Source organism: Rhodococcus sp. P4_B6 (assembly GCF_056402215.1).
Window position 1 is genome coordinate 76703 of record NZ_JBFUHV010000023.1, and the last position, 12752, is coordinate 89454.

At 66.7% G+C, this 12752-nt stretch carries 15 protein-coding genes; 11 read left to right on the forward strand and 4 right to left on the reverse strand.

Annotated elements, in window-relative coordinates:
* Positions 1–37: 37 nt before the first annotated feature.
* A complete protein-coding gene (locus tag AC1DWT_RS14400) occupies positions 38–787 on the forward strand; it encodes a TioE family transcriptional regulator (RefSeq protein WP_206012349.1) in 750 nt (249 codons plus the stop codon).
* Here the strand turns inward: AC1DWT_RS14400 and AC1DWT_RS14405 are convergent.
* Positions 738–1367, reverse strand: coding sequence for a class I SAM-dependent methyltransferase (locus AC1DWT_RS14405; RefSeq protein ID WP_206012350.1), 630 nt, complete (start codon positions 1365–1367; stop codon positions 738–740). The genes AC1DWT_RS14400 and AC1DWT_RS14405 overlap by 50 nt on opposite strands.
* A gap of 129 nt (positions 1368–1496) precedes the next feature.
* Between AC1DWT_RS14405 and AC1DWT_RS14410 the strand changes: the two genes are divergently transcribed.
* The gene (locus tag AC1DWT_RS14410; protein ID WP_206012351.1) at positions 1497–1916 is read left to right on the forward strand and encodes a nuclear transport factor 2 family protein; all 420 of its coding nucleotides are present in this window, start codon (positions 1497–1499) and stop codon (positions 1914–1916) included.
* 13 nt (positions 1917–1929) lie between these two features.
* Here the strand turns inward: AC1DWT_RS14410 and AC1DWT_RS14415 are convergent, their stop codons facing one another.
* Positions 1930–3033 carry a substrate-binding domain-containing protein gene (locus AC1DWT_RS14415; protein WP_241031219.1) on the reverse strand — a complete coding sequence of 368 codons (1104 nt, stop codon included), beginning with the start codon at positions 3031–3033 and terminating at the stop codon, positions 1930–1932.
* Positions 3034–3170: 137 nt separating this feature from the next.
* Between AC1DWT_RS14415 and AC1DWT_RS14420 the strand changes: the two genes are divergently transcribed.
* Positions 3171–4535, forward strand: a complete 1365-nt coding sequence (locus tag AC1DWT_RS14420) for a hypothetical protein (protein ID WP_206012352.1) — start codon at positions 3171–3173, stop codon at positions 4533–4535.
* Positions 4535–5524, forward strand: coding sequence for a glutamate ABC transporter substrate-binding protein (locus AC1DWT_RS14425; RefSeq protein WP_072943436.1), 990 nt, complete (start codon positions 4535–4537; stop codon positions 5522–5524). Before AC1DWT_RS14420 ends, AC1DWT_RS14425 begins: the two co-directional genes overlap by 1 nt.
* A gap of 20 nt (positions 5525–5544) precedes the next feature.
* Here the strand turns inward: AC1DWT_RS14425 and AC1DWT_RS14430 are convergent, their stop codons facing one another.
* A complete protein-coding gene (locus AC1DWT_RS14430) occupies positions 5545–5958 on the reverse strand; it encodes a hypothetical protein (protein WP_072943434.1) in 414 nt (137 codons plus the stop codon).
* A 424-nt stretch (positions 5959–6382) separates the two neighbouring features.
* On the opposite strand from AC1DWT_RS14430, the gene AC1DWT_RS14435 reads away from it, so the two are divergent.
* The 7 genes from AC1DWT_RS14435 to AC1DWT_RS14465 all read left to right on the forward strand — a co-directional run bounded on the left by AC1DWT_RS14435 (position 6383) and on the right by AC1DWT_RS14465 (position 11614).
* Positions 6383–7525 (forward strand): RNA-guided endonuclease InsQ/TnpB family protein, encoded by a 1143-nt coding sequence (locus AC1DWT_RS14435; protein ID WP_477921058.1) that lies wholly within the window; start codon positions 6383–6385, stop codon positions 7523–7525.
* 275 nt (positions 7526–7800) lie between these two features.
* Positions 7801–8232 (forward strand): MFS transporter, encoded by a 432-nt coding sequence (locus tag AC1DWT_RS14440; RefSeq protein ID WP_241031230.1) that lies wholly within the window; start codon positions 7801–7803, stop codon positions 8230–8232.
* On the forward strand, positions 8229–9113 hold the full coding sequence (locus AC1DWT_RS14445) for an aldo/keto reductase (protein ID WP_206012407.1): 885 nt from the start codon (positions 8229–8231) through the stop codon (positions 9111–9113). Before AC1DWT_RS14440 ends, AC1DWT_RS14445 begins: the two co-directional genes overlap by 4 nt.
* Before the next feature lie 56 nt (positions 9114–9169).
* Entirely contained in the window at positions 9170–9928 is a 759-nt protein-coding gene (locus AC1DWT_RS14450) for an arsenate reductase/protein-tyrosine-phosphatase family protein (RefSeq protein WP_206012406.1), read from the forward strand.
* Positions 9929–9941: 13 nt separating this feature from the next.
* Complete coding sequence (locus AC1DWT_RS14455; RefSeq protein WP_206012405.1) at positions 9942–10325, forward strand: VOC family protein; 384 nt, start codon at positions 9942–9944, stop codon at positions 10323–10325.
* Between the two features lie 111 nt (positions 10326–10436).
* On the forward strand, positions 10437–11168 hold the full coding sequence (locus tag AC1DWT_RS14460; protein ID WP_206012404.1) for a thioesterase II family protein: 732 nt from the start codon (positions 10437–10439) through the stop codon (positions 11166–11168).
* Positions 11169–11284: 116 nt separating this feature from the next.
* The gene (locus AC1DWT_RS14465) at positions 11285–11614 is read left to right on the forward strand and encodes a VOC family protein (RefSeq protein WP_072943302.1); all 330 of its coding nucleotides are present in this window, start codon (positions 11285–11287) and stop codon (positions 11612–11614) included.
* Positions 11615–11760: 146 nt separating this feature from the next.
* On the opposite strand, the gene AC1DWT_RS14470 is transcribed toward AC1DWT_RS14465, so the two are convergent.
* Positions 11761–12752 (reverse strand): acyl-CoA dehydrogenase family protein (locus AC1DWT_RS14470; protein WP_477921063.1); only part of this gene is annotated, 992 nt, incomplete at its 5' end.

Here is a 12752-nt window from a genome sequence, read left to right on the forward strand (position 1 = left end):
GTGCATCTACTGGAGAAACAGGGGGTCGAGTCTCCACATGCAGAATTTCCGAACCGTGGACGTGGCCCGCCGTGCGGGGTGCTCCGTCCAGCAGATCCGCAACCTCGAACGCGACGGTGTGCTGCCTCCCGCCACCCGCACCGCCACCGGATACCGGATCTACACCGAGGTGCATCTGCAGTCCGCGCTGGCCTATCGAGAACTCGCCGTCGCCGCCGGTCCGGTCGACGCCAAAAGGATCGTGCGCAGCGTGCACACGTGCCCGGCCTCGACGACGGTTGCTCTCCTCGACGCCGCACACGCCCGACTCCACGTCGAACGCGCCGAACTCGCGCTGGCGAAGAAGGCCGCCGCGGTGATCTCCACCGAGCCGATCGAGGACGTCCGGGCATCCGACTGGATGAGTGTGGCCGAACTCGCCGCCGCGCTCGGCGTCCGCTCGTCCACGTTGCGACACTGGGACGCAGAGGGACTCGTCATCCCCGATCGGAACGCACCCACGGGAGCGCGCCGATACTCCCCGTCCCAGGTCCGCGATGCCCGCATCGTGCATCAGTTGCGCAAAGCCGGTTACCGCATCGCACCCCTCTGCGCTGTGATGGCACAACTGCGGCACCCACCCGGATCGGGCGACGTCGGCGCCGCACTCGCCGTCCGTGACGAGACCCTCACGACCCGCTCCAGAGCCTTGGTCGACGCCACCGCCGCGCTCGCCGGGCTTCTGCCGCCCCACAGTGTCAGTCCGCGCGCGACAGCACCGCCACCAGAAAATCGGAGTCGTCGGTGAACGGACGCAGATCCCACGTCGAGAGCAGCAGATCCACCCTCAGACCGTTGGCTGCGGCGTCCGCGAGGAATTGCGGGAACTCGTAGCCCCGGTCGGCGCCGAACCCGACGATCACCCGGCCGGTCGGGGCGAGGTGAGCGGCGAATCCCGCCAGCACCGACTCCCGTGTCGACGGCGCCAGGAAGGTCATCACGTTGCCCGCACACGCGATCACGTCGAAATCGGCCGCGACGCCGCGGGAGGGCAGATCCAACTCCGCGAGGTCGCCGACCAGCCACGTCGGGCCGGGGTGATCCTCCTCCGCGACGCCGATCAGCACCGGATCGACATCGACCCCGACCACGACATGACCTGCATCGTGCAGATAACCACCGAGCCGGCCCAGTCCGCACCCCGCATCGAGAACCCGGCCGCCACGGCCCAGCATCGCATCGACCAGCCGGGCCTCGCCGACGATGTCCTGGCCCTTCGCCTCCATCGCCCGGAACCGTTCGACATACCACGTCGAATGACCCGGGTCGGCCGCGGTGATCTCCTCCCACCTGCTGGGAGTGCGTCCACTGGGGGGGCGCTCGCTCATTGTCGATTCCTCCTCGATCCGGCCCGTTCGGCGGGCCAGTGCCACCGTAGCGAACCCGGTTCGCGCGAAAGGTCTCGGTCAACGGGACGCCGGGGCCCACCCGGCAAGGTCTCCGGGGAGAATCGAGCGATGAGCGAGTCTCTACCCGAACGCGTCCAGATCAGCGACCGCCTGCACACCGTGGCAACCCTGCTCGACACGAAGGACTGGCCGGGGTTCGCCGCGACCCTCACCGAGGACACCGTGGCCTACGGTCGGACCAGGCCCGCTGACGTGGTCGCGCGTGTCCGCTCCCACCTCGACGTCTGCGGCGCCACCCAGCACCTGCTCGGCAACATCCGCATCGACCTCGACGGCGACACGGCACGCACGACGTCCTATTTCCGGGCCTTTCACGTCGGCCTCGGCGACCGTGCCGGCGCGACGTACGAATGCCTCGGCGAATACCGGGACGAGTGGCGGCGCGGCCCGTCGGGCTGGTTGCTGTCCGGGCGGGAGATCGATGTGCGCGCCGAGATCGGCGACCGGAGTGTCATCGCGCCCCGCTGACCAGTCGTATGGCTCAGTCGTGCTCCCGGCACACTGTGGAGGCCGGATCCGGTGCGCAGATCTGCTGCCAGGTGTAGAAGCCGGAGTTGACCACCACGTGGAGGTTGTCCTTCGTGATGTTCTGGACGGGCAGGAACACCGTCGGCACCGCCATGTACTGGTTGTCGATCGTGCCGTTGATCATGTCCTCGGGCACGCCGTCGCCGTGGAGAATCGACGTGGTCAGCTGCGCGGCGACCTTCGCCTGGTCGGACAGGTTCTTGAAGATCGTGTTGTCGAGGGAGCCCTGTGCGATGAGTTGCAGGGCAGCGAGATTGGCGTCCTGTCCCCCGGTGACGGGAATCCGACCGGCGAGCCCGCGGCCGGCAAGGGCGGCGACGATTCCGCCTGCCAGGTCGTCGTTCATGGTGACGAACAGGTCGATGTCGTTGTTCTCCCGGGTCAGGCATTCGTCCGCGAACGCTTGACCTTCGGCCGGGTCCCAGTCGTCGATCGTGGTCTCGCAGACCACGCGGATCTTGCCGCTGTCGATGAGGGGCTGCAGATACTCGTTCTGGCCGAGCTGAAACTGGCGGGTTCCGTATTCACCCAGATTGCCCTGCACCCTGGCGATTTTCAGACCGTCACCGGGCATCGCGGCGATCAGATCCGCGGCGCGACTTCCCTGTCGTCGGCCGACCTCGAGTGGATCGAAGATCACCTGGACCTCCGCCGGTCCGCCGACCGCGTCGTGGTCGTAGAGCACCACCGGAACGTTCGCGTCGGCAGCGGCGGTCAATGCTCCCCCCGAAAATCTCGCGTCCGCGGAGATCAGCACGAGCACCGACGCGCCGTCCGCGATCGCCGACTCGACCTGACTCTGCTGCCGGCCGGGATCGCCCTCGGCGTTGCGGACCGTCACGGTCGCCTTCGGCGCGAACAGTTCGAGGAAGTCGGTGAACAAGGGTTCGTCTCGCTCCATGAACCGGGTCGTCGTGGTGTTCGGCAGAAAAAAATACACCTTCTTCGCGCCGTCGTCGCCGGGCGGCGGGGCCGCGCACGCCCCGAGCACCATCGCGGCGACCGAGGCTGCGACACCGAACGCGCGCACCCTTGCGTTCACGATGCTTGTCTTCATGAGTCGAGAACCTCCAGCCTGATCATGCCTGGTTCGGACATACCCGCGGGCGAGGACGGCTACGCGCGCTCGTCGATGCTTTCGGTGTTTTCCGGCACCGATCGGCGCACACTGAGGGCAGGGATGAGGAGGAGAGGGTGTTCGACCAGGACCGCGGCACCGTATCCAGCGAAGAGCGTGACACTTCGCCGGCGGACGAGCACCTCCTGAAAGAATCCCTGCTCGTCGAACCCGACATCCGCCGACGCCCGTGGCGCGAATTCCTGGAGTCGACGCCCGGGCGCCTTTCCGTCCTCGCTGTCGTCCTCGTCGCGGTGGCGCTGACGGCCGGTGTCGTGACGTCCGCCGTGATCGGTGCACGACAGCAGCGAATGGAAACCCTTCGCGCCCATACCGAACCGCTGGCAGACTCCGCGCAGAACCTCTTCAGCTCCCTGTCGATCGCCGACGCCGCCGCGACGTCGTCGTTCATCGCGGGCGCCATCGAACCGCTCGCGGTCCGCGACCGGTACAACCAGGCGATCGGCGACGCGTCGAACGCACTCGTCACCGCTTCGTACGGCGTCACCTCCGGTGATGTGGACTCGCTGCGCCTGCTCACCGAGATGTCGCGGCACCTCGCCGTCTACACGGACCTCGTAGCGACCGCACGGTCCAACGACTCCGCGGGAAATCCGGTCGGGGTGGCGTACCTGGGAACCGCGTCAGCCCTGATGCAGGACACCATCCTGCCGCTGGCCGAACGCCTCTACAACGATCAGGCCGGCGCGGTCGCCGACACCCAGTCCCACACCGCGCGACTGCCCGTCACCGCCATCGTGGTTGCGTCGGCGGGGGTCGTCGTCCTCGCCGTCGCGCACGTGTACGTGGCGCATCGAAGTCGCCGTCGGGTCAATCCGGGGCTTGCGTGCGCGACGGTCCTGCTCACTGCGCTCGTCGTGTGGATCGTGGTCGCGGGGCTGTTGTCGACGTCGGCGAGCGAACGCGCGCGGATCGACGGCGCCGAGCCTCTCGCGGCGGTCACGAAGGCGCGGATCCTCGCGCAGCAGGCACGCGCCGACGAGACGCTCGGACTGCTCCGGCCGGGGTTCGATCCGGCGGGCAGCGACTACACCCGGCACACGGACGCCCTGACCGCGATTCTGAGCTCGGACGCATCACCGGACGCCGTCGACGTGCCGGCGATCGACGATGCGTCCGCTGCGTTCGAGGGATGGCGGAGCGCGCACCGGGATTTGCTGCGCAAGCTTGCGGACGGCGACTACCAGGGTGCGGCGGACGTCGCGGTCGGCCCGGGATCGACGGCGTCGACGGCCCAGTTCCGGGCCCTCGACGAATCGCTCGAAGATGCCATCATCGCGCTGCGTGCCGAGGAACTCGACGCGATGCGTGAGTCGTACCGGACGATGGCGGCGCTCGCCGTGGGTGCCGTCGTGCTCGCCGTTTCCGCGGCACTCGCCGTGATCGCGGGGATCGAGCCCAGAGTGAGTGAGTATCACTGATGGTGCGACCTTTCCGCGCACGGCGACCGGGGCTCACTCGGCTGCTCGGCAGCCTCGCGTTCGAAACTGTGCTGATCGCCGGTTGCGGGGCACCCGATGCACCCACCCCGATGTTCTCCGGGGACTTCACGGAGTTTCCCGTGTCCGTCGGCGCCCGGATCATCGAACCGTCCGAATCGCCGCCACCCGCCGCGGAGCCGTCGTCCTGCGCACCAACGGCGAGCCTCCGTCCGGGGATCGCCGGCGTCGGCGGCACTCTCGACGAGATCCGGGCCCGCGGAACCCTGGTCGTCGCCGTCGATCAGAACACCAACCTGTTCAGCTTCCGCGATCCGACTACCGGCACCCTCACCGGCTTCGGCGTCGACCTCGCGAGGGAGGTCGCCCGCGACCTACTCGGCGACCCCAGCAAGGTCGAATTCCGGCCGCTCGGTTCCGACGACGGCGCCGACATGCTCGCGCACCGGGACGCGGACCTGATTGTGCGCCCAGTGGCACTGCCCTGTGAGAGCCCCCCGGATCTGGCCTTCTCCACGGTGTACCTCGAGACGCCCCGTCGGCTCGTCGTGCGGGACGGATCCGGGATATCCGAACCCGCGGACCTGGCACGGCGACGGGTCTGCACGCACGACGATCCGGCCTCGATATCGGCGCTGTCGCGGATCGCCCCCAAAGCCACGATCCTTGCCGTACCCGACTGGGACGACTGCCTCATGGCCATCCAGCAACGGCAGGTCGACGCCGTCGTGGGTGCTGCCCTCCTCGCCGGCCTCGTCGCCCAGGATCCGAATCTCGACATCGTCGGTCCCGACTCCGATTCCGCCCGGTACGCCATCGCCCTCGCGCCCGGCAACGACGACCTCGTCCGGTTCGTCAACGGCACCTTGGAGCGACTGCGCACAGACGGAACCTGGACTGCCCTCTACGATCGCTGGTTGTCGCCGCTCGGCCCGGCACCCGCACCGCCGTCCCCGGAGTACCGGGACTGATCACCTCGCGTAGCCGCAATTTAGCGGGCCACCTCGGGATCATCGTCGGCAACGGTCCGCGGAAGGCCGGTCCCCATCGGGTCGAGCAGGGCGGTCGTGCGGGCACCCCATCGCTCGTGCGCCGACTGACGGGTCATTCCGGCGGCCTTCCCGATCGTTGCCCATGTCGCACCCTGAAAGCGCAGTCCGAGAACAGTTTCGATGCCGTCCAGTCCCGCCGCCAGTTGGATGCGAAGACTCAGCAGATGCCAGGCCAGGGTGCGCTGGTTCGGAATGTCCGTGCCCTGCTCGGCATCCCATTCGGCCGTGCCGGGAAGCGGCCCGGTGCCGATGATTTCGTCGGCGTGACGGCTCGCTTCGGCTGCCGCAGCCGTGATCACGGCGCGCGCAGCGGCGTCGATGTCGGCGCTGACGGCGCGTTCGACGAGTTCCATGACGATCTCCCATTCTGTCAGGACAAGCCTGACAGGTGTCGGCGTCGGCGTCAAGGATTACCTGACACGCGTCGGGATCAGCACGCACGGAGCTGTGCTGCGAGATCGGTGATGTCTGTCGCCGAAATGTCCCAGCTGCCCGTCGGCGCGAGATCAGTGGTCTGGTGAGGTCCGTGTTCGAGGGGCCGGAGAATGAACGCTGTCGCCAGGCCCGCGGCTTGTGCAGCCTCGAGGTCGCCGTTGTGCGCGGCCGCAAGCATGACTTCGCCCGGGTGGAGGCCGAGAAGTTGTGCGGTGTGCAGATAGGCCCGGGGATGCGGTTTGTAAATTCGGTTGATCCGTGAGTCTTTCGGCGCATACCCGGTTCTTCAGGGCCGGGTGAGCCGATCTGGTTTTGTCGGACCGTGGGGTTAGTGTCTGGGGCATGGCGGGGAGGGTGGTGAAGCGGGCGTTCAAGTTTCGTTTCTATCCGTCTGCGGTGCAGGCGGAACAGCTTGCTCGGACGTTCGGGTGCACCCGGTATGTCTACAACCGGGCGTTGGCCGAGCGCTCGCGTGCCTGGTTGCAGGAGCAGCGTCGGGTGACCTACGCGGACACCTCGAAGATGCTCACCGGATGGAAGCGGGACACCGAGACGGAGTGGTTGGCGGAGCCGTCGAAGGGGCCGCTGCAGGAATCGCTGCGGCAATTGCAGGGCGCCTTCGACAGGTTCTGGCGCGGGCAGTCCCGCTACCCAAAGTTCAAGAAGAAGGGGCAGTCGAAGGAGTCGGCGACCTACTTCTCGAACTGCTTCACCTACCGGGGTGGGCAGGTCCGGTTGGCCAAGCAGTCCGAACCTCTGGATATTCGGTGGTCGAGGCCGCTGCCGGAGGGGGCCGTGCCGTCGCAGGTGACGGTGTCGCGCAATGCTCGTGGTCAGTACCACATTTCGATTCTCGTCGAAGACGTGATTCCCGAGCTCGAACCGGCCGATCGGGTGGTCGGGCTCGATGCCGGGATCACCAGCCTGTACACGCTGTCGACGGGGGAGAAGATCGCCAACCCGCGACACGAGCGCACGGATCGTGAGCGGTTGGCGAAGGCGCAACGGGCGCTGGCCAAGAAGCAGAAGGGATCGCGTAATCGGGCCAAGGCCCGACTGAAGGTCGCGAAGATTCATGGTCGGATCGCCGATCGGCGTCGCGATTATCTGCACACACTTTCCACTCGTTTGGTGCGCGAAAATCAAGTGAYCGCCATCGAGGATCTGAGTGTGCGGAAYATGGTGAAGAATCGGTCGTTGTCTCGGGTGATCTCGGATGCGGGGTGGTTCGAGTTCCGGTCGATGCTCGAGTACAAGGCCGACTGGTACGGGCGGCGGGTGGTGGCGGTCGATCGGTTCTGTCCGTTGTCGAAGACCTGCTCGGTGTGCGGGGAGGTCGCCTCGGCGATGCCGCTGACTGTGCGGGAGTGGACGTGCCGGTGCGGCGTCGTCCATGATCGGGATGTGAATGCGGCGAGGAATATTTTGGCCGTCGGACTGACGGTGGCAGCCTGCGGAGAGGGTGTGAGACCCCCTCGCACCTAAGGTGCGGGGCGGCGACGTCGGTGAAACAGGAACCTCGAGGCGCGAGTCTGGAGGGGAATCTCGGTCGTTCACGGCCGAGAGGAAGTCAGCGGGTTCTTCTACTTCACCACCCAATTGCTCCAGGACGGGTTCGGTTTCTCCCCACTGCAAGCCGGCCTCGGGTTTCTGCCGATGACCCTCGTCAACTTCGCCGTCGCACTCGCGGTGCCCCGGCTGAGCGCCCGGCTGTCGAACGGGATTCTGCTCGCCACCGGACCGCGCTGACCCTGGCCGGCATGGCATGGCTGAGCCGCATCGGCGCACTCGATGCATATCTCGCAGACGTTGCACTGCCGATGATCCTGGTGGGCGCTGGGCAGGGCCTGGCGTTCGGGCCGCTGACGAACGCAGGAGTCGCCGGTGTGGACTCGGCGGACGCCGGCGCGGCCTCCGGACTGGTCAACACGGCCCACCAACTCGGGATGGCACTCGGTCTGGGCATCCTCGTCGCACTCTCGGCGAACGCAGGCGGCGCCCTCGACCGGCCGGCAGCGGTGACCGACCACGTCGGCGCCGCCCTCACCGGCAGCGCCATTCTGCTCGTGCTCGCGTTGGCCGTCGTGCTCACGGTGATCGTGCCCGCCGCACGACAYCGCACTGCGGGTCCGGGCACCTCGTCCGACAAACACACTCAGCACCCTGTGACCGACCCCAAGGTTGAAGCATGACCATCCCACTACTGACACTGAACAATGAAACAACCATGCCGGCACTGGGTTTCGGTGTGTTCCAGACGCCGCCCGATGCCACGATTACCGCGGTCGAGGCGGCGCTGCAAACCGGATACCAGCACATCGACACCGCTGCTGCCTATCAGAACGAACGCGAGGTCGGCGAAGCCATACGCCGCTCGGGCGTCGATCGCGCGGACGTCTTCATCGAGACCAAGATCTGGATTACCGATTACGGCTACGACGCGACCCTGCACGCCTTCGGCAAGAGCGCCCGCAAACTCGGAGTCGGCCAAATCGACCTGCTGATACTGCACCAGGCGCTACCCGGCGAATTCACCCTCACCATCGAGGCCTACAAGGCACTCGAGACGCTGCTCGCGGACGTCCGCGTCCGCGCCATCGGTGTCAGCAACTTCATGCCCGACCACCTCACGCGACTGCGTGACGAAACATCCGTGGTGCCGGCGATCAACCAAATCGAGGTGCACCCGTACTTCCGGCAATCCGACGTGCTCACCGCCAACGCCGAACACGGAATCGTGTCCCAGGCATGGTCGCCGATCGGTGGTATCACCTTCTACCGCGACGGTTCCCACGGCTCCACTCTCGACGACCCCACCATCAAGAGCATCGCAGCGGCGCACGGCAAGTCGCCGGCCCAGGCGATGCTGCGGTGGCACCTGCAGCAGGGCCGCCAGGTGATCCCGAAGTCGGTCACCCCGTCGCGTATCACCGAGAACTTCGACGTCTTCGACTTCGATCTCACCGAGGACCAACTTGCCGCGATCGACGCTCTCGACACCGGTGTGCGCGGCGGTCCGGAGCCCGACCACATCACCCGCGAGACATTCGGTCTCGAAATTTCCGAAGCCTGAGGAATCTCATCGGATACATCAAACTCATTTGATGTATCTGGTGGTAGTCTGGTGTTGTGGTGTTGGTGCGTCAACCAGTCCCGTCGTTCGTGCAGCTGGCTGCTCATCCGTTGCGGTGGCAGCTGATGGCAGCGCTGTCCGGCGGCGATTACCGGGTCCGGGAGATGGTGACTCTGCTGGGTGAGTCGCAGAACCTCATCTCCTACCACCTGCGCCTGCTGCGGGACGGCGGGCTGGTGAGGGCTACCCGCAGCAGCTTCGACGGCCGCGACAGCTACTACCACCTGGATCTGGACTGCTGTGCCGAGATGCTGACCGGTGCGGGCGCCGCGCTGCACCCGGCGCTCGGGTTGATTCCTACTGCCCCGCAGTTCGATTCGCAGGCACCTGCGTCGGTGCTGTTCGTGTGTACCGGTAACAGTGCCCGTTCCGTGATCGCGGAAGCTCTGCTGCGGCAGCGCACCAACAGCCGGGTCGAAGCACGCAGTGCCGGCACCCGCCCTAAACCGATAATGCACCCGAATGCGGTGCGGGTGCTGCGAGAAGAGTTCGGGATCGACATCTCCGGCCAGAATCCCCGGCGCCTGGACGCACTCGCAGACCACCGGTTCGACACGGTAATCACCCTGTGCGACAAGGCTCGTGAAGTCTGTCCGGAGTTCGGTGAGGGCACGCGCTGGATCCACTGGAGCATCCCCGACCCGTCGGAGGCAGGCGGCACCGACGAGGACACCTACCCGGCCTTCCACGCGACCGCCGCCGACATCGACACCCGCATCCGGTACCTGGTGCCGAACCTCACCACCGAAACGTGAAAAGGAGCTTGTGATGACGACCCCACGCGACGACTACGTCAGCGTCCGCTACCTGGTCGACGATGTGCCCGCAGCCATCGACTTCTACACCCGCCACCTCGGCTTCACCCTGCACACAAATCCTGCCCCGGCCTTCGCCGACGTGATCCGCGGCTCGCTGAGGCTCCTGCTGTCGGGGCCGGCCAGTTCGGGGGCTCGCGCAACCCCGGCCGACAATGCCGGTGCGGGGAGGAACCGCATTCACCTCATCGTCGGCGACCTCGACGCCGAAGTCACCCGCCTGCGTGATGCCGGTGTCGCGTTTCGCAGCGATGTGGTCGCCGGTCCGGGCGGGCGTCAGATCCTGATCGCCGACCCGGCAGGCAACCTGATCGAACTGTTCCAGCCCGTCGCCTGAGGAGCCGGCGACATCGGCTGCCCGGCTACGTCTCGCCGATCGCGCACGAGGCGACGCGCTACCGTGAACGCCGTCCACCGTGATCTCGACAACGGGGAGTGGTGAGCGAAGATGTGGATCAGGTGTTTCCAAGAATCCCCGAACGCATCCGGGGTGCTGCTGTGCTTTCCGCATGGTGGTGGTACGGCGAGCGCCTATCGACAGTTGGCCGAGGCACTGTTCCCGCGGATCGAGTTGCTGGCGGTGCAGTATCCGGGTCGGCAGGATCGCCTCAGCGACGAGATGATGTCCGACGTCGGCGCTATCGCGGAGCAGGTTGTGCGCGAGTCGACTCCGCCCGCGGGTAGGCACCTCGGAGTGTTCGGTCACAGCATGGGTGCAACGATTGCGTTCGAGGCGGCGCGGCGTTTCGAGCAGCGAGGTCAGGCGCTCGCAGCATTGTTCGTCTCTGGTCGAACAGCACCGAGTGTCGTCCAGCCGACGGCGTTGCACTTGGCAAGCAATCAGGCCTTGCTCGACGACATGCGCCGGCTCGGGGGTGCGGACTCCAATGTGGTGCAGATACTGGTCGAGAACCCCGACCTTGCAGAGCTGGTGCTACCGAGCGTGCGTAACGACTACAAGGCCGTGGAGACCTACAGGTACAAATCCGGGCCGGACGTGTCATGTCCGATCATTGCCCTTCGCGGCGACGCCGACCCATCGGTGACCGACGCCGACATCCGGCTCTGGAGCGAATTCACGACCGGGACCTTCGACACCTGCGAATTCTCCGGCGGCCATTTCTATATCGATGACCACGCGAACGAGATCGCTTCCCTGGTCGGCTCGCGGTTCAACTGAGCCGGACGAACAGGCAGCAGACCGATCAGGAATAAAGAAGCGCCGGTCCCAGGACTGCCCTTAGCGTGGACACCGAGCGGTCGCCGACGCGGCCGCCGGACCCTGAGGAGACGAGTATGAGTGCCACGATCCGCAGCCTGGTGATTCCGGTGTCCGACCTGGACGCCGCGAAGGCGGTCTACACCGCGCTGCTCGGCGAACCGCACACCGACCAGCCCTATTATGTCGGATACAACGTCGACGGCTTCGAGGTCGCTCTGAATCCAGGCGAGGAAGGCGGGGGACCGGTGGCCTTCGCCGACGTCGAGGATCTCGATGCGAGCCGCGCGACCCTGCTCGCGGCAGGTGCGACCGAGCGGAGCGCCCCGCGCCAGATCGCCCCGGAGGCGCGAGTGTGCGTGCTTGCCGACGCTGACGGAAACCCGATCGGTCTGCGCGGCAAGTAGCAGTCGCCGTGGCCGGGACCGCCACCGTATTCGGCGGTCCCGGCCGTTATCGCTGGATCATGGGTGACGCCCGAATCGGCTGGTGGACACGGCGTTCGCTCAGTCGACGCCGATACATCGAGAGGGCACCAGATCCAGCACCACGATTACCTTGCGGCGCCCAGCAGTTCGTCGGAGATGATCCGCATCTGGATCTCGCTGGTGCCCTCGAAGATCTTCGTCAACCGGGCATCGCGCCAGTGCCGTTCCACCTGGAAGTCGGTGGTGTACCCGGCACCGCCGTGAATCTGCACGGCCTCACTGGTCACCCGCTCGGCCATCTCCGTCGCCACCAGCTTGCACATCGACGCCTCCAACGAGCACCGACGGCCGGTGTCGATATCGGTGGCCACCGCATACATCAACTGCCGGGCGGCCTCGATGTCGGCGGCCATCGTCGCGATCTTGAACCGCAGATGCTGGAAGTCGGCCAACTCGTGCCCGAACTGACGGCGGGTGTGCAGGTACGCGATCGAATCCTCCAACGCACCCCGAGCCAGACCGATCGCCCGGGCCGCGGTGTGCGCCCGCCCGACCTCGAGACCGGAGACCGCCAGGTAGAAACCCYTGCCCTCCTCGCCGAGCATCGCGGACGCGGGCACCCGGAAGCCGTCGAACGACAACTCCCACGTGCTCCACCCGAAATACCCGATCTTGCGGATCTTCGTCCCGCTGATCCCTTCGGGGAAGCCTCCGCGCTGCTTGTCGATCAGGAACGCGCTGATCCCGCGGTGCGGTTTCGCSGGATCCTTGGTCGGGTCGGTGCGCGCGAACARCACCAGGTAGTCGGCCTCGTCGGCGTAGGTGCACCACATCTTCGTGCCACTGATCACCCAGTCGTCGCCGTCGCGGGTCGCGCGGCAGGAGATGTTCGCGACRTCSGAKCCGGCCTCGGCCTCGGACAGGGCGTACGCGCCGAGGTACTCACCGCGGGCCACCTTCGGCAGCARCGCCGCCTCCTGCTCCGCGGTGAAGCCGCCGCCCATCCCGTTGCCGCGGGCCAGCAGCCCGGACACACTCATCCACGCCCGCGACAACTCCTCCGCGACCAGGCAGTACTCGAACACACCGAGGCCGAGACCGCCGTGCTCCTCGGGGA